This is a genomic window from Leucobacter holotrichiae, assembly GCF_055791005.1.
In genome coordinates, this window is the sequence record NZ_JBVUAC010000001.1 from 25,488 (window position 1) to 49,450 (window position 23,963).

At 70.9% G+C, this 23,963-nt stretch carries 16 protein-coding genes and 1 pseudogene; 14 read left to right on the forward strand and 3 right to left on the reverse strand.

Annotated elements, in window-relative coordinates:
• The gene (locus tag AC0KXF_RS00135) at positions 1 to 1,251 is read right to left on the reverse strand and encodes a YibE/F family protein (protein ID WP_473107294.1); all 1,251 of its coding nucleotides are present in this window, start codon (positions 1,249 to 1,251) and stop codon (positions 1 to 3) included.
• A gap of 244 nt (positions 1,252 to 1,495) precedes the next feature.
• Between AC0KXF_RS00135 and AC0KXF_RS00140 the strand changes: the two genes are divergently transcribed.
• The 3 genes from AC0KXF_RS00140 to mshC all read left to right on the forward strand — a co-directional run bounded on the left by AC0KXF_RS00140 (position 1,496) and on the right by mshC (position 5,187).
• Positions 1,496 to 2,791, forward strand: a complete 1,296-nt coding sequence (locus AC0KXF_RS00140; protein WP_473107874.1) for a M20/M25/M40 family metallo-hydrolase — start codon at positions 1,496 to 1,498, stop codon at positions 2,789 to 2,791.
• Positions 2,792 to 3,040: 249 nt separating this feature from the next.
• A complete protein-coding gene (locus AC0KXF_RS00145; RefSeq protein ID WP_473107295.1) occupies positions 3,041 to 3,922 on the forward strand; it encodes an undecaprenyl-diphosphate phosphatase in 882 nt (293 codons plus the stop codon).
• Positions 3,919 to 5,187: a cysteine--1-D-myo-inosityl 2-amino-2-deoxy-alpha-D-glucopyranoside ligase gene (gene mshC / locus AC0KXF_RS00150; protein WP_473107296.1), complete on the forward strand. Its 1,269-nt coding sequence runs from the start codon at positions 3,919 to 3,921 to the stop codon at positions 5,185 to 5,187. Before AC0KXF_RS00145 ends, mshC begins: the two co-directional genes overlap by 4 nt.
• Positions 5,188 to 5,218: 31 nt before the next feature.
• On the opposite strand, the gene AC0KXF_RS00155 is transcribed toward mshC, so the two are convergent.
• Positions 5,219 to 6,274, reverse strand: a complete 1,056-nt coding sequence (locus AC0KXF_RS00155) for a PAC2 family protein (RefSeq protein WP_473107297.1) — start codon at positions 6,272 to 6,274, stop codon at positions 5,219 to 5,221.
• A gap of 60 nt (positions 6,275 to 6,334) precedes the next feature.
• On the opposite strand from AC0KXF_RS00155, the pseudogene AC0KXF_RS00160 reads away from it, so the two are divergent.
• The 8 genes and pseudogenes from AC0KXF_RS00160 to lnt form a co-directional block, all read left to right on the forward strand.
• Positions 6,335 to 6,895, forward strand: a pseudogene (locus tag AC0KXF_RS00160) (HAD family hydrolase); the annotation flags it as partial.
• A 156-nt stretch (positions 6,896 to 7,051) separates the two neighbouring features.
• Complete coding sequence (locus AC0KXF_RS00165) at positions 7,052 to 8,110, forward strand: tRNA (adenine-N1)-methyltransferase (protein WP_473107875.1); 1,059 nt, start codon at positions 7,052 to 7,054, stop codon at positions 8,108 to 8,110.
• A 114-nt stretch (positions 8,111 to 8,224) separates the two neighbouring features.
• Positions 8,225 to 9,151 (forward strand): peptidylprolyl isomerase, encoded by a 927-nt coding sequence (locus tag AC0KXF_RS00170; protein WP_473107298.1) that lies wholly within the window; start codon positions 8,225 to 8,227, stop codon positions 9,149 to 9,151.
• A 7-nt stretch (positions 9,152 to 9,158) separates the two neighbouring features.
• On the forward strand, positions 9,159 to 10,229 hold the full coding sequence (locus AC0KXF_RS00175) for a helix-turn-helix transcriptional regulator (protein WP_473107299.1): 1,071 nt from the start codon (positions 9,159 to 9,161) through the stop codon (positions 10,227 to 10,229).
• Entirely contained in the window at positions 10,222 to 11,193 is a 972-nt protein-coding gene (locus tag AC0KXF_RS00180) for a helix-turn-helix transcriptional regulator (protein ID WP_473107300.1), read from the forward strand. The genes AC0KXF_RS00175 and AC0KXF_RS00180 overlap by 8 nt, the downstream gene beginning before the upstream one ends.
• 4 nt (positions 11,194 to 11,197) lie before the next feature.
• Positions 11,198 to 12,043 carry a twin-arginine translocase subunit TatC gene (gene tatC / locus AC0KXF_RS00185; RefSeq protein WP_473107301.1) on the forward strand — a complete coding sequence of 282 codons (846 nt, stop codon included), beginning with the start codon at positions 11,198 to 11,200 and terminating at the stop codon, positions 12,041 to 12,043.
• Positions 12,040 to 14,493, forward strand: a complete 2,454-nt coding sequence (locus AC0KXF_RS00190; protein WP_473107302.1) for a DEAD/DEAH box helicase — start codon at positions 12,040 to 12,042, stop codon at positions 14,491 to 14,493. Before tatC ends, AC0KXF_RS00190 begins: the two co-directional genes overlap by 4 nt.
• Positions 14,490 to 16,055, forward strand: coding sequence for an apolipoprotein N-acyltransferase (lnt, locus tag AC0KXF_RS00195; protein WP_473107303.1), 1,566 nt, complete (start codon positions 14,490 to 14,492; stop codon positions 16,053 to 16,055). The genes AC0KXF_RS00190 and lnt overlap by 4 nt, the downstream gene beginning before the upstream one ends.
• A 23-nt stretch (positions 16,056 to 16,078) precedes the next feature.
• On the opposite strand, the gene AC0KXF_RS00200 is transcribed toward lnt, so the two are convergent.
• A complete protein-coding gene (locus AC0KXF_RS00200) occupies positions 16,079 to 16,435 on the reverse strand; it encodes an RNA polymerase-binding protein RbpA (RefSeq protein WP_223043815.1) in 357 nt (118 codons plus the stop codon).
• Between the two features lie 223 nt (positions 16,436 to 16,658).
• On the opposite strand from AC0KXF_RS00200, the gene AC0KXF_RS00205 reads away from it, so the two are divergent.
• From AC0KXF_RS00205 to AC0KXF_RS00215, 3 genes are all read left to right on the forward strand, one after another.
• Entirely contained in the window at positions 16,659 to 17,429 is a 771-nt protein-coding gene (locus tag AC0KXF_RS00205) for an SDR family oxidoreductase (protein WP_473107304.1), read from the forward strand.
• Positions 17,430 to 17,782: 353 nt separating this feature from the next.
• Positions 17,783 to 22,426 carry a glutamate synthase large subunit gene (gene gltB / locus AC0KXF_RS00210; RefSeq protein ID WP_473107305.1) on the forward strand — a complete coding sequence of 1,548 codons (4,644 nt, stop codon included), beginning with the start codon at positions 17,783 to 17,785 and terminating at the stop codon, positions 22,424 to 22,426.
• A complete protein-coding gene (locus AC0KXF_RS00215) occupies positions 22,419 to 23,903 on the forward strand; it encodes a glutamate synthase subunit beta (RefSeq protein ID WP_473107306.1) in 1,485 nt (494 codons plus the stop codon). The genes gltB and AC0KXF_RS00215 overlap by 8 nt, the downstream gene beginning before the upstream one ends.
• Positions 23,904 to 23,963 lie beyond the last annotated feature (60 nt).

The window sequence follows — 23,963 nt, forward strand, 5'->3', positions numbered from 1 at the left end:
TCAGTCTCTCATCGGCGACGGCTCCGAGGCGCGCCGTGAGCTCATCGGCTCCCGCCCCTGCGGCGCGAGCACCGCCGCCACCCAGGTGGTGATGGGCACCGCGAGCACGAGCCCGATGCTCCCGCAGAGGGTGCGCACGACCTCGATCGCGATGTCTTCGTGGGTGAGGAGCGAGAGCAGTGGACGGTCGTAGAGATAGAGCAGGATCAGCACCCCCATGGCCGCTCCGACGTACGCGAAGAACACGGTGTACACCGTGGAGGCGATGTGGTCGCGGCCGATCCGCATGGCGCTCGCGTAGAGTTCCCGCCGCGGCATCGCGGGGGCGGCGGCCCGCAGCTCCCAGACCGACGACGCCTGGGTGATCGTGACGTCGTTGAGGATCCCGAGCCCGGCGATGATCACCGAGCAGCTGAGCAGGCCGCGGAAGTCGATCTGCTGCACCATGCCCGCGAGCACGCCCGAGGCTTCGTCCCCGATGCCGCTGAGGCGCGTCGCCTGCATGGCGAGCAGCGACACTCCGGCCATGATCGCGATGCCGCAGAGCGTGCCGATGAGCGCCGAGGTCGTGCGCATGTTGAAGCCGTGCACCAGGTAGAGGATCACGAACATGATCGCGCTCGCGGCGACGACCCCCACGAGCAGGCCGGGGGCACCCGTCACGAGCGCCGGCAGCAGGAAGGCGAGGATCACGGCCGCGCTGATCCCGAGGGCGAGCAGCGCCAGCAGGCCGCGCAGCCGGCCGACCGCGATCACCACGGCGGCGAAGACGAGGGTGAGGATCGCGAGGGGCAGCCCGCGGAAGACTCCCGACACGCTGTAATCGTTGTTCAGCTCGTAGCGCGACCCCGCCTCCTGGCCGGCGTGCGCCAGGAGTTCGAGGCGGTCTCCCGGTTGCAGGTCGGCGCGGGTGATCGCGCCGCGGACGGGGAGGTCGATGACCCGACCGGCGTCATCCCCGGTCCTCAGACCGATGGCGAGGGTCACGCACCCGTCGGAGTGGGCTTGGGGTTGGGGCTGAGATTGGGTCTGTGTCTGGGGTTGCGCCTGTGGCAGTTCGCAACCCTCCGAGAGGCTCAGCAGCTCGCCCGTCTCGAAGGTGGTGTCGGCAGCGACGAAGGGGGTTCGTTCCGCCACCCGACCCACCTCCGCGTAGTCGGGCCAGAGCGCCGCGAGCCCTCCGGCGGTAACCGCCGCGATCAGTGCGAGGAGCGCTGCGATCACCAGCTTCATAGGTGTAATGATTCTCATTACGTTTAGAGTAGCGTGCCCGCGCCGCCCGGCGTCATCTCGATACCCCGTGTCGGAGGGGAATGAGCGGATCCCGCCTCCCACCGGCACGGCGCGTTATCTTCGCACCCGTGTCGGAGGGGACGGCTACCCTGGGAGCATGAGCAGCGAGATCGACGACCCCGTGACGCCCGTGACCTCCGAGCCCTCGGCAGCCTCAGGTGCCTCAGAGGCAGCCGTGACCTCCGAGGCCGCCGGAACCCCCATGGCCGGCCTCTCCGAGACTGCCCGGGTTGCGCGCGACCTCATCCGCATCGACACCACCAACCGCGGAGGCGGCGACGCCGAGCCCGAGCGCCCCGCCGCCGACTACGTCGCCGCCTATCTGCGCGGTCTTGGCCTCGAGCCCGAGATCTTCGAGTCGGCACCGGGTCGCGCGAGCGTGGTCGCTCGGGTGCCCGGCAGCGATCCGGCGCTGCCGGCGATGGTGCTGCACGGCCACCTCGACGTGGTGCCCGCCGACGCGGCCAACTGGACCGTCGATCCGTTCGCCGGGGTGGTGAAGGACGGCATGCTGTGGGGGCGCGGCGCGGTCGATATGAAAGACATGGACGCGATGATGCTCACCGCCGTAGCCGAGCTGCTGCGCGCGGGGGAGCGGCCCCGCCGGGAGATCGTCCTCGCGTTCTTCGCCGACGAGGAGAACGGCGGCGTCTACGGCTCGCACTACCTGGTCGAGCATCACCCCGAGCTCTTCGCGGGCGCCACCACGGCCGTCAGCGAGGTCGGCGGGTACTCCATCGACGTCGAGGGTACGCGCGCCTACCTCATCCAGACCGGCGAGAAGGCGCTCGACTGGATCCGGCTGCGCGCCCGGGGCACGGCGGCACACGGATCTCGCGTCTGGCACGACAACGCGGTCACCCGTCTCGCCGAGGCCATCGCGGCGCTGGGGCGCCACGAGTGGCCCATCGCGCTCTGCGACACCACGCGCGAGCTGATCGATCACCTCGCGGCGATCCTCGGCGAGGATCCGCAGCAGGTCGCCCCCGACGAGCTGGTGCTGCGGCTCGGCAAGGGCGGCGGATTTATTCAGGCAAGCCTGCGCAACACGAGCAACCCGACGGTGCTCGCCGCCGGCTACAAGCACAATGTCATTCCCGACACGGCCGAGGCGCTCGTTGACGTGCGCTCGCTGCCGACCCAGCAGGGCGAGGTGCTCGCCGAGGTGCAGCGCATCGTCGGCCCCGACATCGAGATCGAGACCGTGCACAGCGACATCGGTCTCGAAGTGCCCTTCGGGGGCGAACTCGTCGACGCCATGACCGAGAGTCTGCGCCGGGCCGATCCTGAGGCGCGCGTGCTGCCCTATCTGCTCTCGGGCGGCACCGACAACAAGGCTCTCTCGCAGCTCGGCATCACGGGTTACGGCTTCGTGCCGCTCCGCCTGCCGGCCGGCCTCGACTTCCCCGGCATGTTCCACGGTGTCGACGAGCGCGTGCCGCTCGACGCACTCGACTTCGGGCACCGCGTGCTCGTCGACCTGCTGCGCACGTACTGATCGACGGTGCACGTCGCGACCGGCCTCGCCGTCGAGCACCGATCTGCTGAGTGCGCACTGATCGATGGTGCATGACGCGCCCGGCCTCCCCGTCGAGCACCGACCTGCTGCGCGCGCACCGGCCGACGGATCTCGCCCAGGGGCGGATCCTGCGGCTCGCCGGCTGTCAGCCGGGCCGTCGGGGGACTGGGCTATCCTTGACGGCGGCCCGAAAGGGCCGCATGCGTTCATCCGCCACGAAAGGACATGATGAGCTTCTTCGACGCGATCCTGCTCGGAATTCTGCAGGGCCTCACGGAGTTCCTGCCGATCTCGTCGAGCGCCCACCTGCGCATCGCGAGCGAGCTGCTCGGCATCGGCGATGCCGGGGCCGCCTTCACCGCGATCACGCAGATCGGTACGGAGGCGGCGGTCATCGTGTTCTTCTGGCGCGACATCGTGCGGATCATCGGTCACTGGTTCCGATCCCTCGCCGGCCGGGTGCCGCGCAACGACCCCGACGCGCTGATGGGGTGGTGGATCATCCTCGGGTCGATCCCGATCGTGGTGCTCGGCCTGCTGTTCGAGGACGCGATCGATACGACTCTGCGCTCGCTGTGGTTCACCGCGACGATGCTCATCGTCTTCGGCCTGCTGCTCGGCCTCGCCGACTGGGCGGGCCGCAAGACCCGTCCGCTCGAGAAGCTCACCTGGAAGCACGGCCTGATCTACGGCTTGGCGCAGTCTCTCGCGTTGATCCCCGGCGTCTCCCGTTCGGGCGGCACGATCACGGCCGGCCTGTTCATGGGATACAAGCGCGAGGCGGCGGCGCGCTACTCCTTCCTGCTCGCGATCCCCGCGGTCCTCGGATCCGGGTTCTACAAGCTCTTCAAGGAGGTGAGCGAGCCGAGCGGCGGCGCTCCGATGTCGATGACTCTTGTGGCGACCGCCATCGCCTTCGTCGTCGCGATCTTCGTGATCAAGTTCTTCATGGGGTACATCTCGAAGCGCAGCTTCATGCCGTTCGTGATCTACCGCCTCGCGCTCGGTGCACTGCTCTTCGTGCTGCTCGGCACCGGTCTGCTCGACGCCGAGGGCGGCGCCGTCGCCGCTCAGGCCATCGATCCCTCGACGACGGGAGCACTCCGATGAGAACCTGGACGCCGCCCGAACTGCCCGAGCTGCCCGGCACCGGCCTCACCCCGAAGCTGTTCAACACCGCGACGGAGCGCTTCGAGTACCCCGCGATCTCCGAGGGGCGCGCGCTCCTCTACGTCTGCGGCATCACCCCCTACGACGCCACGCACCTCGGCCACGCGTTCACGTACCTCGCGTTCGACATCATGCAGCGAGCGTGGCGCGACGCCGGCATCGAGACCACCTACGCGCAGAACATCACCGATGTCGACGATCCGCTGCTCGAGCGGGCAGAAGCCACCGGAGTCGACTGGCGCGCTCTGGCGGACGAACAGGTCGGGCTGTACCGATCCGACATGTACCGCATGGGGATGATCCCGCCCGAGCACTACATCGCCGTGACCGAGCAGATCGACGAGATCGCCGCCGCCGTGCGCGAACTCTCCGAGCGCGGTCTCGCCTATTCGGTGCCGACCCTCGACGCCGAAGGCGACGACATCTACTTCGACACGGACGCCGCCGAGCGCGAGTCGCAGTGGCGACTCGGCGACGTCGCGCCCTACGACCACGGCACGATGCTGCGGTTCAGCGCTGAGCGCGGCGGCGACCCGCAGCGCCCGGGCAAGCGCAACCCGCTGGATCCGCTGCTGTGGCGCGCCGCTCGGGCGGGCGAGCCGAGCTGGGAGAGCGCGGTGGGCGAGGGGCGCCCCGGCTGGCACATCGAGTGCTCGGTGATCGCGACCGGCGCCCTCGGCGGCGCGTTCACGGTGCAGGGCGGCGGGTCCGACCTCGTCTTCCCGCATCACGAGTTCACCGCGGCGCACGCGACGGCGATCTCGGGCACGCCGCTCGCGCACGCCTACTGCCACGCGGGGCTGGTCTCCTACCAGGGGCACAAGATGTCGAAGTCGCGCGGCAACCTCGTCTTCGTGTCGAAACTGCTCGACGGCACGCACGGCGCGTGCGCCGGCATTCCCGCCGACCCCTCCGCGATCCGCCTCGGGCTGCTCGCCCACCACTACCGCTCGGAGTGGGAGTGGCACGACGCTGATCTCGAGACAGCGAATCGCAGGCTCGAGGGGTGGCGCGAGGGTCTGCGTCGCAGCAGCTCGGCCCCGGCGTCGTCGGCCGCGGTGCTGCAGCAGTTGCGCGCCGCGCTCGCGAACGACCTCGACACACCGGTGATGCTCGCCACGCTCGACGCCGCTCTCGACCGCGGGGTCGACGATCCCGAACTCGTGGCGGACGCCGTCCAGGCGCTGCTCGGCGTCAGGCTGTAGAGAGGAGAGCCGAGCCCGCTCGAGCCGCGGGTCAGCTCTTTCCCGGCTCCGGGGGCGTGTCAGACCGATCGTCGTCGCCGTGATCGTCGTCGCCGGTGCCCGCGCCCCTTTGCCCGGCAGTGCCCGAGTCAGTCTGCCCGGCGCTGTCGGATCCAGCCCACCCGGCATCGTCGTCACGGGGGCGCAGGTCGGCGCCGCCCGTTCCGCCCTCGAGGAACTTCTCGAACTCGAGGGCGATCGCGTCGCCGGTGGCCTCGGCGGCCAGAGCCTCGTCGCGCGATTCCTCGAGGCCGCGGATGTAGCGGGACATGTCCTCGTCCGCGGCGGCGATGCGGTTGATGTTCGCCTCCCACTCGTTGGCCTGCACCAGCAGATCGCCGCGCGGAATCACGATGTCGAGCAGCTCCTCGAGCTTGTCGAGCAGGGCGAGCGTGGCCTTGGGGGAGGGCGTGCTGTGCACGTAGTGCGGCACCTGCGCCCAGAGGGAGATCGCGGCTATGCCTGCCTGGGCGAGCGCGAGGTCGACCACGGTGGCGATGCCCGCCGGTCCCTCGTAGTTGCTGCGCACGGCGCCCGTCTCGGCGCGGCGTTCGGCGCTCTCGGTCGAGACGGAGACGGCGATGGGCCGGGAGTGCGGGGCGTCAGAGAACATCGAGCCGAGGATGATGACGGTGTCGATGCTCCAGACGTCCACCAGCTCGACGATCTCGTCGGCGAAGTTCTGCCAATCGCGCGCGGGTTCGACGCCCGCGAGCAGGAAGAGGTCGGTGACGGGGGTGCCGTCGATGCGGCGCAGCGTCTCCTCGCCGGGGCGGGGAGGCGGCGGCTGCTCGCCCGGACGCTGCACGGTGCCGTAGAGGCGGGTATCGGGCCACTCGAGCACGCGGTTGCCCTCGGAGTCGAAGAGCAGCTTCGGGCGGTGCACCTGGAAGTCGACGTACCCCTCCGAACTGATGACGTGCAGCACCTCGGCGTCGATGAGCCCGCCGAGATGCTGCAGCACTTCGGTGGTGGCGTCGCCCGCATCGCTCCAGCCCTGGAAAGCGACGATGAGCACGCGGGGCTGCGGGAAGGCGGTCTCAGACATGCCTTCCAGGATATCCGTCGCTCAGCGGGGAGAGTGCCGGGCGCGGCTAGACTTGACCGGATGAGCGCTCCTATCGGAAAAGAAGCACCCGCTGCCGTGCTGTGGGACATGGACGGCACCGTGATCGATTCGGAGCCGCTGTGGCTCGAGGCGGAGCTCGCGATGCTCGCTCGGTACGGCATCGAGCTGACCGCGGAGATGCGGGATCGCCTGATCGGTTCGGGGCTGCGCCGCGCCGCGGGGGTCTTCCAGGAGCTCGGTGTGCCGATGAGCGTCGACGAGATCATCGCCGAGTGGGAGGCCGGTGTGATCGCGGGTCTGCGCGAGGCGGGGCCGCGGTGGCGACCCGGGGCGGTCGAACTGCTCGAATCGCTCGCGGCCGCGGGGATCCCCTGCGGACTCGTGACGATGGCCGTGCGCTCCATCGCCGACGCCGTGGTCTCGATGCTGCCCGCGGGGGTCTTCCGGGGCATCGTCGCGGGAGACGAGGTGGCTCGGGAGAAACCGGATCCGGATCCCTACCTGCGCGGAGCAGCCATGCTCGGCGTGCCCATCGAGCACTGCCTCGCGATCGAGGACTCGTTCACCGGCCTCGCGGCGGCCCACGCCTCCGGCGCGGTCGCCATCGGCGTGCCCAACCTGCTCGACCTGGCGGGTGCGACGGCGCACGAGATCTGGCCGACGCTGGCCGGGGTCGACGCGGATAGACTTTCCGAGCGTTTCCGCGCCCTGCGGAACGAGAGCGGAGCGGATACGAGTGTTGCGAGCGGAGCAGAGATGAGTGTTGCAGACGGCGCGGAGACGAGCAGCGCAGAACCCGGGCCCGCGGCGCGCGGCCCCCTGGGCTACGGCGACCGCGTGCAGCTCACCGGCCCCAAGGGGCGCCTCAACACCATCACCCTCATCCCCGGGGGCGAGTTCCACAGCCACCGGGGCATGATCCGGCACGAGGAGATCGTCGGTCTCCCCGACGCGTCGGTCGTCGTGAACAGCAGCGGTGAGGAGTACCTCGCGCTGCGTCCGCTGCTCTCCGACTTCGTGATGTCGATGCCGCGGGGAGCGGCGATCGTCTATCCGAAGGACGCGGCCCAGATCCTGTCCCTCGCAGACATCTTCCCCGGCGCGCGCGTGGTGGAGGCCGGTGTCGGCTCGGGCGCGCTGTCGCTGCATCTGCTGCGGGGGATCGGCCGGGACGGCCGCCTGTTCTCGTTCGAGCGGCGCGAGGAGTTCGCCGATGTCGCGCGCGGCAACGTCGCGGCCTTCTCGGGCGGCGCCCCCGAGAACTGGACGGTCACGGTCGGCGATCTGCAGGAGACGCTGCCGTCGACCTGCCAGGACGGCAGCGTCGATCGTGTCGTGCTCGACATGCTCGCCCCGTGGGAGTGCGTCGACGTCGCCGCGGGCGCGCTCGCCCCCGGCGGTGTGCTCATCTGCTACGTCGCCACGGTGACGCAGCTCTCGCGCACCGCCGAGCAGATTCGCCGCAGCGGCCTCTTCACGCATCCCCAGTCGTCGGAGACGATGGTGCGCGGCTGGCACGTCGAGGGACTCGCGGTGCGGCCCGACCATCGCATGGTGGCGCACACCGGCTTCCTCATCACCGCGCGCAGGCTCGCACCGGGTGCCAGGCTGCCCGAGCTCAAGCGGCGCGCCTCGAAGAGCGAGTTCACGGATGAGGATCTCGCCAGCTGGCTGCCCGACATGGGTGATCAGGGCGACCCGAACGCGTGGACCCCCGAGGCGGTCGGCGAGCGCAGCAAGAGCGATAAGGTGCTGCGCAAGAAGGCGCGCGAGGCCCAGCAGTTCGCTCGCGAGCGCGGCGCCGGGGCCGAGTAGGCCGTCTTGCTCCGCAACCCCGCCCTTCGGCGAGCGTCGAGCACGAAGCGCGATAGGATAGCGGGGTTCAGTTCGGCCCGCGCGGGCCAGAATCGGCTTCTCCGAGAGGTGCACATGCTTCGTCGACTCGTTCCCGCCACCGCAGCAGCAGCGCTGCTCCTCGTCGGGGTCACAGGCTGCGGTGCGCAGCAGGCCGCGGCGGCGGACTGCGAGCCGGCGCTCCAGCCCGGCGCGCTGAGCGACACCGTGCGGGTGACCGGAGGCTTCGGGGAGGCCCCCGAGGTCTCGGTCCCCGAGGATATCGATGCGCTCTCCTCGCAGCGGAGCGTCGTCGAGCGCGCCGGGGATCGCGACCGCGCCGTCGGAGACCAGGCGCTCGTGGGCGTCAACATGGCGTTCTTCGACGCGGCGAGCGGCAAGCCGCTCTACCAGAGCCCCGCGTTCGCGGACTCGACTCAGTCGGCGGAGTTCCTGCTCGTGTCGCAGGACGCGCCGAACCCTCTGAGCGACTCGCTGCGCTGCAGCGCACCGGGCGACCGCCTGGTGGTGGCGCTCTCGCCCGAGGACGGCGCCCCGTTCGCGACGCAGCTCGGCGGAGATCCGAACGCCGCGCTCGTGGGCGTGATCGACGTCGTGTCCGCCAGCCCGCTCGCGGCCCAGGGCGCTGCTCGGGGCCTGCCGAACGGCTACCCCGCGGTCGTCACCGATCACGAGGGCCGGCCGGGGATCGTGCTGCCCCCGCGGAACGCGCCTGCGGGCACCTCTTCGGCGGTGCGGATCGAGGGCGACGGTGCCGAGGTCGAGGCCGACGACAGCGTCATCGCCCAGGTGCTCTCCGTCGGCTGGGACGGCACCGTGCAGACCAACAGCTGGAACACGGGTGTCATGGGCCTCGGCAACGAGGAGCAGATCGCCCAGTCGGGCTTCACATTCCGCAGCGAGCTGACGGGCAAGAAGGTCGGGTCGCAGGTCGTCGTCGTCGAGAACGAGTCGGACAGCGACGCGAAGGTCGTGGTCGTCGACATCCTCGGGGTCGGCTGAGGCGCGGGTGAGCGGTCGCGTTCCCGGCGAGCAGCGCGTCTTCAGCCTCGTTCTCGCCCTCGTCGTGAGCCCGGCCGGGCTCACGAAGCAGGAACTGCTGTCGTCGGTGCACGGGTACGCCGACCGCGCCCGATCCGCATCCGATCGCGCCGCGCTCGACCGCCAGTTCGAGCGCGACAAGGAGCAGCTGCGCGAACTCGGCATTCAGATCGAAACCCTCGACTCTCCGACGGAGCCGGGCAACAACCAGCTCACCCGCTACCGCATCTCGAAGGATCAGCTCGAGTTTCCGAGTGAACTGCGCTTCGACGAGCGCGAGCTCATGCTGCTGCGCCTCGCGGCGCTCGCCTGGCGAGAGGGCAGCCTGAGCGTCGAGTCGCGCCGCGCGGCCATGAGGCTCGAAGCCCTGGGCGCCGGACTCGACGTGCAGCACCTCGGTGTCGCGCCGAGCCTCGGCACGGCCGAGCCCGCGGCGGCCCCGTTGCAGCGCGCGATCGACGGCGGCCGCACGGTGCGCTTCGACTACACCGTGCCGGGGCGAGGCGCGCCGCTCGAGCGGCGAGCGGCGCCCCTGCGATTGCACCGGCTCGACGGCCGCTGGCACCTCGTGGCGTGGGATCTCGACAGGGACGCGGATCGCACGTTCCTGCTCTCGCGCATCGTCGGCGAGGTGCGCCTGACGAGCGAGCGCTTCGACCCATCCCTGCGGGAGCGCGGAGACGCGGCGATCGCCGAACTGCTCGCCCTGCGCGAGAGCCGCAGAGCCGAGCTGCTCGTGCGACGCGGAAGCATCGCCGAGGCGCGCCTCGCCCCGCGCGCGCTCGAGGCGCCCCGCTCGGGCGAGGACGGCGGCGCACTCGGCTCGGAGACCGCAGGCCGCATCGCACTCGTGGTCGGCATGCTCGACCCTCACCTTCTCGCGGAGGAGATCATCGGATACGGGGCGGAGGTCGCGGTGACGGCCCCCGCGAGCCTGCGAGACCTGGTGACCGGCGGCCTGCGGAGGATCGCGGCGGCGCACGGCGGATCTGCCGCTCCCCGCGCACGCGCCTTGCCCGGGGGAGACGCCGATGCGTAAGAACGTGCTCGCCCCCGAGCGGGTGCTGCTGCTGCTCTCCCTGATCCCGTATCTCCGCGAGCACGGCCCGACACCCGTGCCGCAGCTCGCGGAGGCCTTCGACGTCGCCCCCGATCTGCTGCGCCGGCTTGTGCGCTTCCTCGGCACGGCGGGGGTGCCGGGCGAGACGCTGAGCTATCAGCACGAGGATCTCTTCGATATCGACTGGGACGCGCTCGAGCGAGACGACGTCGTCAGCCTCACGCGCACGGTCGCCGTCGACGATGCTCCCCGGTTCGCCCCCTCGGAGACCGCCGCCCTGATCGCGGGCCTGCAGGCGCTCATGCCGATGCTGCCCGAGGTCGACGCGCGGCTCGCGCAGCAGACCGCCGCGAAGCTGGGCGCGGCGCTGGGGGCGGGAGCCCCGACGCTGTCGGTGACGGCAGACGACCGGGATCCGCGGATCCCGATCGTCGTCTCGGCGATCGACGCGGGCCGCGCGCTGGCCTTCGACTACCGCGACGCGGCCGGACGCGCCAGCTCGCGCACGGTCGATCCGCTCGTGCTCACCCAGCAGGCCGGCGCCTGGTACCTGCACGCGCACTGCCGAGACCGTGACGCGCCGCGCAGTTTCCGCGTCGATCAGATGAGCGAGGTTCGCTCATTGGAGCTCGCGGCTGATCCGCACGATCTGCCCGCCGAGGAGACGCGCGTCTCCTTCGATCTCGTGGCGAGCCTGCCGGCGCACCTGCTCCCGCGCATCAGGGGATTCGAGCCCGAGACGATCGGGGAGTCCCCGGAGGGGCGCGTTCGGGTGCGCATCGAGGCGTGGCACGAGGGAGCCGCGATCCGGCTCGTGCAGACCGCGCCGGGCGAGATCGTGATCGAGTCGCCCGAGCACGCCCGCGAGGCGGTGCGCGCCTGGGCCGACCAGGCGCTCGGGGTGGGCTCTGCGGTGCATAACCCGCGCACTGGGATAAACTGAGCGAATGGCAGAAAAGGCGCGCAAGAAGCGCAATTCCGAGGGGCGCATGAGCCTCGGGGAGCACCTCGTCGAGCTCCGCAAGCGCCTCCTCATCTCGGCCATAGCGATCGTGATCGCGCTCGTCGCCGGCTGGTTCCTCTCCGACTGGGTATGGGACGTGCTCCGGCAGCCCGTCATCGATATCCAGGAGCAGCAGGGACGCAACGCTCAGATCAACTACGGCGACATCACGAGCGCCTTCGATACGAAGGTGCAGATCGCCCTGTTCATCGCGATCCTGCTCGCCTGCCCCGTCTGGCTCTACCAGATCTGGGCCTTCATCGCGCCCGGGCTCACCCGCAAGGAGAAGCTGACCGCCTTCGGCTTCCTCGGCACCGCGGTGCCGCTCTTCCTGCTCGGGGCATACGCGGGCTGGCTCGTGATCCCGAACATCGTGCGCCTGCTCACCAGTTTCGCCCCCCAGGAGGACGCGGCCTTCATCACCGCGCGCGGCTACCTGGACTTCGCGATCAAGCTGCTGCTCGCGATCGGAGTGGGCTTCGTCATGCCCGTCTTCCTCGTCTTCCTCAACTTCATCGGGGTGCTGAGGGGCAAGTCGATCCTGAAGAGCTGGCGAGTCGCGCTGCTGTGCATCATCCTGTTCGCGGGGATCGCGACGCCTGCCGCCGACCTCATGAGCATGTTCCTGCTCGCCGCGCCCATCGTCCTGCTGTACTTCGGCGCGGCACTCGTCACGATCCTGCACGATCGACGGGTCGACAAGCGGCAGGCGAAGGAGCTCGCCGAGTACGGCCTCGCCGAGGAGCCGTCGACCCGCCCGGGCAAACGCGGCGCCGGGGACGCGGTGTGACCGGGCAGAGCGCCCTCGACGCGTTCGCTGCGCGCATCGGCTACCCGCTCGACGCGTTCCAGCGCTCCGCCTGCGAGCGGCTCGAAGAGGGCCGCAGCGTGCTCGTCGCGGCTCCGACCGGGTCGGGCAAGACCACCGTGGCGGAGTTCGCCGTCTACCTGGCGCGGCGGGAGCGCGACGCCCGCATCTTCTACACGGCGCCCATCAAGGCGCTCTCGAATCAGAAGTTCCACGAGCTGTGCGAGGAGTACGGCGAGGACGAGGTGGGGCTGCTCACCGGTGACGTCAACCTGCGCGGCGACGCCCCCATCGTGGTGATGACGACCGAGGTGCTGCGCAACATGATCTACGCCGAGGGCGGCGAGGACAGTGGCGGTTCGCGCGGTTCGCGGGCCGGTCTCGACGGTCTCGCCTTCGTCGTGCTCGACGAGGTGCACTACCTCGGCGACCGCTGGCGCGGCGCCGTGTGGGAGGAGATCATCCTGCACCTGCCGCGCGAGGTGCGGCTCGTGTCGCTCTCGGCGACGGTGTCGAACGCCGAGGAGTTCGGCGACTGGATGCACGCGGTGCGCGGCGACACCGACGTGATCCTGTCCGAGCACCGCCCGGTGCCGCTCTACCAGCACGTGCTCACATCGAAGGCGCTGCTGCCGCTGTACGTCGGCCGCGACGGCGAGACGGCCGCGACCGCCTCGGGCGGCCGGCTCAACCCCGAGCTGCGCATGCTCGACGGACGCGGGCACTCGCGCGGGGGCGGCCGGGGCGATCGCGAGGGCGGCGGCCGGGGCCGCGGAGGCAGTCGGGGCGACAGAGACAGCCGGGATGACCGCATCGGCCGGGGCGATCGCGGCGGCCGCAGCCACGGCTACGCCGATCGCGGGCGCACCCGCGGCGGCCCGCCCCTGCGCCGCGCGCGCCGCGTCTCCCGGGCCGACATCGCCCGGGCGCTCGACGAGACCGACCTGCTGCCCGCGATCGTCTTCGTGTTCAGCCGCAACGGCTGCGACCAGGCCGTGCGGCAGTGCCTGTTCGAGGGCATCGCGCTGACCTCGCGCGAGGAGCGCGAGGAGATCAGGCGCATCGCACGATCCGCTACCCGCGACATGAGCGACGAGGAGCGCCGCGTGCTCGGCGTGCGCGAGTGGGTGGCCGGCCTCGAACGCGGCATCGCGGCGCACCACGCCGGTCTGCTCCCGACGTTCAAGACGGTGGTCGAGCAGCTGTTCCAGCGCCGTCTCGTCAAACTCGTCTTCGCCACCGAGACCCTCGCGCTCGGCATCAACATGCCCGCGCGAGCCGTGGTGATCGAGCGGCTCGACAAGTTCAACGGCGAGCAGCGCGTGCCGCTCACTTCGGGGGAGTACACGCAGCTCACCGGGCGGGCCGGTCGGCGCGGCATCGACACCGAGGGGCACGCGGTGGTGGCCTGGAGCGACGGGGTCGATCTCGAGGCCCTTGCGCACCTCGCGGGGGCGCGGTCCTTCCCCGTGCGCTCGAGCTTCAGGCCCACCCCGAACATGGCCGTCAACCTGCTGCAGCGCATGGACACCGAGCAGGTGCGCGAGACCCTCGAGCTCTCATTCGCGCAGTTCCAGGCGGACCGTGCGGTGGTCGACCAGGCCCGCGAACTGCGCGCCGAGCAGGAGTCGCTCGCCGGTTACGACGCCGCCGCAGCGCGCGCTCAGGGTGCCGATCGCAAGCGCTGGGAGGATCGCGCGCGTAAGCTGCGTCGTCGCGTCGAGCGCGGCCGCAGGCAGATCGCGTCGCGCACGGGGACCATCGCCCGCACCTTCGACCGGGTGGTCGATCTGCTCTTCGACCTCGACTACCTCGAGGGCCCCGCAGATGAGCCGGAGGTCGCCCCGTGGGGTGAACTGCTGCGCCGGATCTACGGCGAGCGGGACCTGCTGGTGGCCGAGTGCCTGCGCCGAGACGCGCTGCGAGGGCTCGACGCGGCGGGCCTCGCCGCCATGTGCTGCGTGCTCACCTACGAGCCGAGGCGCGATGACGAGGGGGAGCCCAGGCTGCCCGGCGGCCGGCTCTTCGCCGACGCCCACGATCGCGTGCTCGACCTGTGGGTGGAGCTCGACGACCTCTTCGAGCGCTACCGGCTGCCGCGCAGCGAGATGCCCCATGCCGGGCTCGCCTCCGCGATGCACTCCTGGGCCTCGGGCACGCCGATCGAGGTCGTGCTCGAACGGTCGGGGATCGGTGCCGGCGACTTCGTGCGCTGGGCGAAGCAGACCATCGACCTGCTCGACCAGATCGCGCAGGCGTGCGAGACCGCCGTGCAGACCGGGGCGGCGCACGAGCCCGGTGCGGTGCGCGATGCCGCTGCGGGGCGCGCGGCCGGGCTCGACGAGGACCGCCTGGGCGAGCTCGCGAAGCTCGCACGGGAGGCGAAGCGCGGGGTTCGCCGCGGCATCGTCGAGGCGTCGAGCGCGTCGTGACGGGGAGGATCGTATACCTGCCGTGGTGGGCCTCGGTGCTCGCCGCGGCCGCGGGCGGGTACCTGCTCGACGTCGCGAGCCCGGACCTCGCGTGGTGGCCGGCCGCCTTCGCGGGTGCCGCGCTGATCCTCGCGTCGGTATGGCAGCAGCGCTGGGCGCTCGGACTGCTGGCCGGTTTCGTCGCGGGCGCCGCGTACTGGATGCCCCACATCTCATGGCTCACGCTCTACCTCGGCCCGGTGCCGTGGCTCGGCCTGTGCGCGGTGATGATTCTCTGGTTCGCGCTGTTCGGGATCGCGGCCGCGGTCGCGACGCGGGGTCTCGCGTTGCTCGGCCGGAACGGGTCTCGCGTATGGGGAATAGTGCTCTGCCAGGCAGCGGTGGCGGCCGGGCTCTGGGTGCTCCGCGAGGAGGTGCAGGGGGCCTGGCCCTACGGCGGCTTCGCGTGGGGGAGGCTCGCGCACACGCAGGCCGACGCGCCGCTCGCCCAGGCGGTGTCGTGGCTCGGTTTCGCCGGGCTCTCCGGGGTGATCGCCTTCGCGATCGCGCTTCCGGTCGCCGCGGTGTTCCTCCGCCGTCCGGGCCGGGTCGCGCTTCCGGCTCTCGCCGGCTCGCTCGCGATCCTGATCGTCCTGGCGCTCGCCCCCGCGGCCGCTCTGCCCCAGACCGGAACGCTGCGGGTCGCCGCAGTGCAGGGCAATTCGAAGTCGGGTATCTTCGACGACCGCGAGTCGGGCGACGTGCTGCGCGATCACCTCGCGGCGACCGAGCGGCTGCTCGACGAGCTCGACGCACAGGGTGAGGCCGTCGACGTGATCGTGTGGCCTGAGAACAGCGCCGAGTTCGGGCTGCCCGACAACCCGCTCGCGTCGCAGCGGATCGCGCGCCTCGCGAAGCGCGCCGACGCGCCCGTGGTCGTGGGCGCGGTCCTGGAGAACCCCGACGGCAGCTACACCAACAGCTCACTGGTCTGGGGCGCCGACGGCCCGGAGCCCGCGCGCTACGACAAGCGCTACCCGGTGCCGTTCGCCGAGTACATGCCCAACCGCGAGTTCTTCCACGCCCTCGCGCCCGACCTGGTCGACCTCGTGCAACTGGAGTACGCGCACGGCCGACTGCCCGCGGCCTTCGACGTGGCGACGCCTGCCGGGGTCGTGCGCGCCGGTCTCGCCATCTGCTTCGACATCATCTTCGACGCTCACGCCGTCGCGATGGCCGGCGAGGGCGCAGAGGTGATCTTCGCGCAGACGAACAACGCGGATTTCGGGCGCACCGATGAGAGCGCGCAGCAACTCGCGATCGCGAGGCTGCGCGCCGTCGAGACCGGGCGCGCGCTCATCAACATCTCCACGGTCGGCACGAGCGCCGTCGTGGATCCGAGCGGGCGCGATCTCGCCGGGCTCGAGCCGTTCACCGCCGACGCCATGGTCGCGGAGGTGCCGCTCGTCACGGGGGAGACCCCCGCGCTGCGCCTCGGGTCAGCCATCGCCGCGGCGTGGATGATCGCGGGCGCACTCGGGCTCGCCGCGGGAGCGCTGTCGCGGATGAGAGGGCGCCGGTAAGCGCTGCGGGGCGTGTATATGCGCTACTGCGAGCCGCGCCTCGCGCGCAGCAGCTGCAGGCGCTCCTCGAGCAGTTCCTCGAGCTCCTCGCGGCTGCGGCGCTCGATGAGCATGTCCCACGGCGTGCGCTGCGAGGACTCCTTCTCCTCGAACTCCGCGCGAGCGGCCCGGCCGGCCTCGTCGTCGAGGAATCCGATCTCGCCCGTCTTCTGATCCACCCACTCGGCGGGCGGCTCGGCGTCGGCGTCGAAGAGCACGCTGAACCGCACCCCTCTGTCCGTGAGATATTCGACGGTGCGTCTGGGCGAGAGCTCGACGCCCTCCTCGCCCTGCAGACTCGTCGCGCCGATGCGCGTTCCTCTAAGCGTTCGATCAGCCATGCTGGACCTCCTCGCCGGTGGTGGACGGACGGGGCACTCGTGGTTCCGCGGGCGCCCCTGCCGTTCCTTGCAGCGTACTCGCTTCCGTCGGGTTCGCGATACCCCTTGAGAAAGCCGGACACTTCGCCGGCGCGCGCTGCATCGACCACGATCCGGGCGGTGTCCGGTCGCTGCCGGTCCACTACTCTGGGAGGCACGTATTTCGAAACGACGAGGAGCACTTGTGACTCAGATTCTTGAACCGGGCAGTCTGGCCGGCCGCCGCGCGCTCGTGACGGGGTCCTCCCGCGGTATCGGCGCCGACACGGTGCGGTATTTCGCGGAGGCCGGCGCGGACGTGGTGGTCAACTTCCGAAACAAGGCTCCGCGGGCCGAGAAGCTCGCCGGACAGTTGCGCGAGCTGGGGGTCCGAGCCCTGGTGCAGGGCGCCGACCTCACCGATCCCGAGTCGGTCGCGGCGATGATGGAGGCGGTGCGCGAGGAGTTCGGCGGCCTCGACATCCTCGTGCTCAATGCCTCGGGCGGCATGGAGAGCGGCATGGAGGAGGACTACGCGCTGAAGCTGAACCGCGATGCGCAGCTCTCGGTGCTCGACGCTGCGCTGCCGTTGCTGGGTGAGGGGGCTCGCGTCGTCTTCGTGACCAGCCACCAGGCGCACTTCATCCGCACCACTCCCACGATGCCCGAGTACGAGGGCGTGGCGCTCTCGAAGCGGGCGGGCGAGGACGCGCTGCGCGAACGGATCCCGGAGCTGGAGGAGCGCGGGATCGGCTTCACCGTGGTCTCGGGTGACATGATCGAGGGCACCGTCACCGCGACGCTGCTCAACCGGCTCAACCCCGGGGCGATCGAGGAGCGGCGCGAGCAGGCCGGCAAGCTCTACAACGTGTCCGAGTTCGCGGCCGAGGTCGCCCGGGCCGCGGTGGACCCGGTTCCCGCCGACAACACCCGTCTCGTGGGCGATACGAGCAGCTTCGGCGCAGCGGACAAGTAGTAACGCACCAGCCGGCGTCCGATAATCGAACGGTCAAACCCGACCGTCGCGACTATCGGACGCCGGCTTTTGCGTGCCCGGTTTCGAGGGTGCGACGACAGTGTTTCGATTATGTTTCGTGAAATCGGACTGTTCGGGGATTGTCAATAACTTCCGAAGAATATTTCAATCATGCGCCGCACTTCGTGAATCCTCTGCATAAAGTGCGTCGACTGATTAGTTTCACCGAAGAAACGATTGGTAAACTGGGGTCTCCAGATCCACCGTGGCTCACTGGGACGGCGCTGTCGCAGACCGATTCCACCGGTGGTTACGCCAGGGCCGCCGACGTCCCGCCGAGAGAAAGGACGTCGATGAGCGAGCGAGCCAAGACCCCTGCAGCACAGCCCGCGGGCTTCCCCGAGCGCGTCGGGCTCTACGACCCGGCCGACGAGCGCGACGCCTGCGGCCTCGCCTCCGTGGTCTCGCTCACCGGCGAGCCGAGCCATGAGATCGTCTCCCTCGCGCTCGAGGCGCTCGAACACCTCGAGCACCGAGGCGCGGTGGGCTCCGACGCGGGCACCGGCGACGGCGCAGGCATCCTCAGCGACCTGCCCGATCGTTTCATCCGCGAGGCGCTCGGCGAGATGGACTCGACGCTGCGGCTGCCCGCCGCCGGCGGCTACGCTGCCGGCCTCGCCTTCCTGCCCCGGGCGTCGACCGAGCGGCAGGCCGTGCGCTACCGCATCGGCGCGATCGCCGCCGAGGAGGGACTCTCGGTACTCGCCTGGCGGCCGGTCGCGGTGCGTCCCGAGGTGCTGGGGGAGAGCGCCCGCGCGGTGAGCCCGGCGATCGAGCAGCTGATCCTCGTTCCTCAGCAGGGTGCCTCCGAGCCCGGCGGACTCAGCGGCTACGGCACCGTGCCCTCTGCGCGGCCGCTCGACACCGACGACCTCGAGCGCCGGGCCTTCCGCACCCGTAAGCGCATCCAGCACGAGACCGGCTGCTACCTGCCCTCGCTCAGCGCGCGCACGATCGTCTACAAGGGCATGGTCACCACGCTGCAGCTGCCGGCGTTCTACCCCGAGCTGTCGGACGAGCGCTTCGAGAGCCGCTTCGCGATCGTGCACTCGCGCTACTCGACCAATACCTTCCCGTCGTGGCACCTCGCCCAGCCGCTGCGCCTCGTGGCGCACAACGGGGAGATCAACACGGTGCGCGGCAACCGCAACTGGATGCGGGCGCGGGAGGCGCAGCTCGAGAGCCCGCTGCTTGGCGACGTGCGGCAGCTCTCGCCCATCTGCTCCGAGGGCGGCAGCGACTCGGCGAGTTTCGACGAGGTGCTCGAGCTGCTGGTGCGGGCGGGGCGCTCGCTGCCGCACGCGCTCGCCATGATGGTGCCCGAGGCGTGGGAGTCCGAGACCGGCCTGCACCCCGACCTCGTGAGCTTCCTGGAGTACCACTCGCTCGTGATGGAGCCGTGGGACGGGCCCGCGGCGATGATCGCCACCGACGGCGTCGAGCTCGTCGCCACGCTCGATCGCAACGGGCTGCGGCCGGGGCGCTTCCTGGTGACGGGCGACGGAATCATGGTGATCGCGAGCGAGACCGGTGTGCTCGACATCGCGCCCGGCCGTGTGATCCGCCGGGGGCGCCTGCAGCCGGGACGTATGCTCGCCGTCGACCTCGTCAGCGGCACCATCCGCGACGACGAGGCCGTGAAGGGCGAACTCGCGAACCTCGCGCCCTGGGGGGAGTGGCTCGAGGAGGGGCGGATCCGGCTCTCCGAGCAGCCCGAGCGCGAGCACCTCGTGCATCCTCCCGCGTCGATCACCCGTCGCCAGCGCACCTTCGGGTACACCGAGGAGGAATTGCGGCTGCTGCTCACCCCGATGGCGCGCGACGGCATCGAGCCGATCGCGGCCATGGGCACCGACACGCCGATCGCGGCACTGTCGGAGCGGCCCCGGCACATTTACGACTACTTTGTGCAGCAGTTCGCGCAGGTCACCAATCCGCCGCTCGACGCACTCCGCGAAGAGCTCGTCACGAGCCTGGTCACGAGCATCGGTCCGCAGCAGAACCTCCTCACCCAGTCAGCGGACCACGCGCGCCAGGTGATCCTCGATTTCCCGGTCATCGACAACGACGCACTCGCCCGCATCCAGCACTTCGGCGATGACCCCGAGCGCGAGCGCGCGGTCACGATCCGCGGGCTGTACCCCGTCGACTACGACGCGAAGGGCCTCGCCGACCGCCTCGAGGCCATGTGCTGGGAGGCGAGCGCCGCGATCGAGGCCGGGGCGGAATTCCTCATCCTGTCGGATCGCGATTCGAACAAGGATCTCGCCCCCGTGCCGTCGCTGCTCGCGATCTCCGCGGTGCACCACCACCTCATCCGCGAGGGGCAGCGCATGAGCGTCGCACTCATCGCCGAGGCGGGCGATGTGCGCGAGGTGCACCACGTCGCCGCGCTCATCGGCTATGGCGCCGCGGCGGTCAACCCGTACCTCGCCATGGAGACCGTCGGCCTGCTCGTGCGCGACGGCTCGATCACGGGAGTCACCGAAGAGGAAGCCGTCGCGCGGCTCATCAAGTCGCTCGGCAAGGGCATGCTCAAGGTGATGAGCAAGATGGGGATCTCGACCGTGGCCTCGTACTGCGGCGCGCAGACCTTCGAGGCGATCGGGCTGTCGCAGCAGCTCGTCGACCGCTACTTCACCGGCACCGCCTCGCGGCTCGGGGGCGTCGGCCTCGATGTGATCGCCGCCGAGGTCGCGGCCCGCCACCGCGCGGCCTACCCCGACGACCCGGCCCCGCTGGCCCACAAGAAGCTCGAGACCGGCGGCGAGTACCGCTGGCGGCGCGGCGAGGAACCCCACCTCTTCGATCCTGAGACGATCTTCAAGCTGCAGCACGCGACCCGCACCGGCAAGCGCGAGATCTTCGCCGAGTACACGCGGCGCGTGAACGAGCAGCAGGAGCGGCTCATGACGCTGCGAGGCCTCTTCAAGTTCGCCCCGCAGCGGCCTCCGGTGCCGCTCGGAGAGGTCGAGCCCGTGAGCGAGATCGTCACGCGCTTCGCCACGGGCGCCATGAGCTACGGCTCGATCTCGCCCGAGGCGCATCAGACGCTCGCGATCGCCATGAACCGGCTCGGCGGCAGGTCGAACACGGGCGAGGGCGGCGAGGCCGAGGATCGGCTGCTCGACCCCGAGCGGCGCAGCGCCATCAAGCAGGTGGCGTCCGGCCGCTTCGGCGTGACCTCGATGTACCTCACGCACGCCGACGAGATCCAGATCAAGCTCGCCCAGGGGGCGAAGCCGGGTGAGGGCGGTCAGCTGCCCCCGCAGAAGATGTACCCGTGGATCGCCCGCACCAGGCACGCCACCCCGGGCGTCGGCCTCATCTCGCCGCCCCCGCACCACGACATCTACTCGATCGAGGATCTGAAGCAGCTGATCTTCGACCTGAAGCGCGCCAACCCGTCGGCGCGCATCTCGACGAAACTCGTCGCTCAGAGCGGCATCGGCCCCGTCGCCGCCGGCGTCGCCAAGGCGCTCTCCGATGTCATCCTCGTCTCCGGCCACGACGGCGGCACCGGCGCGAGCCCCATGAACTCGCTGAAGCACGCCGGCTCGCCGTGGGAGCTCGGCCTCGCCGAGGCGCAGCAGACCCTCATGCTCAACGGCCTGCGCGAGCGCGTCGTGCTGCAGGCCGACGGGCAGCTGAAGACCGGCCGGGACGTGGTCGTCGCCGCGCTGCTCGGCGCCGAGGAGTTCGGTTTCGCCACGGCCCCGCTCGTCGTCTCGGGCTGCATCATGATGCGTGTCTGCCACCTCGACACCTGTCCCGTCGGCGTCGCGACGCAAAACCCCGAGCTGCGTGAGCGCTTCACCGGGCAGGCGGAGCACGTCGTCAACTTCTTCCGCTTCATCGCCGAGGAGGTGCGCGAGATCCTCGCATCCCTCGGCTACCGCACGCTCGCCGAGGCCGTGGGCGACACCGCGGCGCTCGACGTCGACGACGCGATCCGGCACTGGAAGGCCGAGGGCCTCGACCTCACGCCGATCCTGCGCGGCCCCTCGTTCCCCGAGAACGAGCCGCGTCGCCACGGCCGCGAGCAGGACCACGAGCTCGGGGAGCACTTCGACCGCGGCCTCATCGAGATGGCCGCCGACGCTCTCGAGCGCCGCGAACCCGTCGTGATCGACCTGCCGATCCGCAACATCGACCGCGCCGTCGGCACGATGCTCGGCCACGAGGTCACGAAGCGCCACGGGGCGGACGGCCTCGCCCCCGAGACCATCGACATCACGCTGACCGGCTCGGCCGGGCAGTCGCTCGGCGCCTTCATCCCGGCGGGTATCACGCTGCGGCTCGTAGGCGACGCGAACGACTACGTCGGCAAGGGCCTCTCGGGCGGCGAGATCGCGATCCGGCCGCACCCCGAGGCCGGCCACGCCGCGTGGGGCAATGTGATCGCGGGCAACACGATCGGCTACGGCGCGACGCGCGGAGCGATGTGGATCGCGGGCATGGTCGGCGAGCGCTTCCTCGTGCGGGGATCCGGCGCCACCGCGGTGGTCGAGGGCACGGGCGACCACGCACTCGAGTACTTCACCGGCGGCTTCGCGCTGATCCTCGGGCAGACGGGACGCAACATCGGCGCGGGCATGTCGGGCGGCGAAGCGGTGATCCTCGATCTGGACCCGGCGAACGTGAACTCGGCCGAGCTCGGCTCGGGCGCGCTCACCCTCACACCGCTCGACGACCCGCTGCGGGAGAAGGTCGTGACGCTGCTGAAGCGGCACGTCGAGCAGACCGGATCGGAGCTGGCGAGCGCGCTGCTCACCGGGATCGACACCGACGCCGAGAGCGTGTTCGCGCGGTTCACCCGCCTGATCCCGCGCGGCTACTCGCGGGTGCTCGAGATCCGCGAACGCGCGAACGAACAAGGCATCGACCCCGACGGCGAGCGGGTGTGGACCGAGATCCTGGAGGCGACCCATGGCTGATCCCCGCGGATTCCTGAAGGTGCGCGAGCGAGAACTCGCTCCCAAGCGTCCGGTCGCGCTGCGGCTCAAGGACTGGCGGGAGGTCGTCGATCCGGCCGACCCCACGGTCGTCGCGCGCCAGGCGTCTCGCTGCATGGACTGCGGCGTCGCCTTCTGCCACCAGGGCTGCCCGCTCGGCAACCTCATCCCGGAGTGGAACGACCTTGTCTACCGGGATCGCTGGCGGGAGGCCATCGACCGCCTGCACGAGACCAACAACTTCCCCGAGTTCACCGGCCGGGCCTGCCCCGCGCCCTGCGAGTCGGCGTGCGTGCTCGGCATCAACCAGCCCGCCGTCACGATCAAGCAGACCGAGAACAGCATCATCGACGAGGCCTTCGCGCGGGGCTGGGTCGTGCCGCAGCCCCCTGCCCGCCTCACGGGCAAGACCGTCGCGGTGGTCGGATCGGGCCCCGCGGGCCTCGCCGCCGGCCAGCAGCTGACCCGCGCCGGCCACACGGTCGCGGTGTACGAGCGCGACGAGCAGCCGGGGGGCCTGCTGCGGTACGGCATTCCGGAGTTCAAGCTCGAGAAGCACCTCGTGACGCGCAGGATCGAGCAGCTCAAGGCCGAGGGCACCCGGTTCCGCTGCGGCATCGAGATCGGGCGCGACATGTCGTGGAGCGAACTGCGCCGCCGCTTCGACGCCGTCGTCGTGACGACCGGCGCCACCGTGCCGCGCGAGTTGCCGCTGCCCGGTCGCGAGCTCTCGGGTGTGCACTACGCGATGGAGTACCTCACCGCGCAGAACCGCGCGCTGGAGGGCGCGGGCGGGGGCCCTCCCGCCGAGCTCGACGCCGCTCAGGTGCCTCCGGGACTCGACGCCGCGGGCAAGCACGTGGTCGTGATCGGCGGCGGCGACACCGGCGCCGACTGCATCGGCACCGCGCACCGGCAGGGCGCGAAGTCGGTGACCAACCTCGCGATCGGCCGCAAGCCGTCGCCGACGCGCACCGACGCGCAGCCCTGGCCGGTGCACCCGACGCTCTTCGAGGTGTCGAGCTCGCACGAGGAGGGCGGTGAGCGCAGCTACCTCGCATCGACCGTCGAGTTCGTGGGCGACGACTCGGGCGCCGTGCGGGCGCTGCGCGTGGCGGAGACCGGGTTCACGGAGCGCGGGCGCGAGCCGATCCCGGGCACCGAACGGCTCATCGACGCCGACCTCGTGCTGATCGCGATGGGGTTCACCGGGCCGGAGGGGATCGAGGATCCGGCTGTGCCGCTCGGCCGCGGCCCGCGGGGCGCCTTCGAGCGCACGAAGGACTACGCGACCGAGGTGCCGGGTGTGTTCGTGGCCGGAGACGCCGGGCGCGGTCAGTCGCTCATCGTGTGGGCCATCGCGGAGGGTCGCGCCGCCGCAGCGTCGGTCGACGCCTACCTCACGGGCGAGACCGTGCTGCCGAGCCCCGTCACCGCTCACGACCGCGCCTTCGCCTGAGAGGAGAACCCGGGAATACCCCGGCCCCGCGCGCCGTTCTCGCAGGAGCACCCGCCGCAT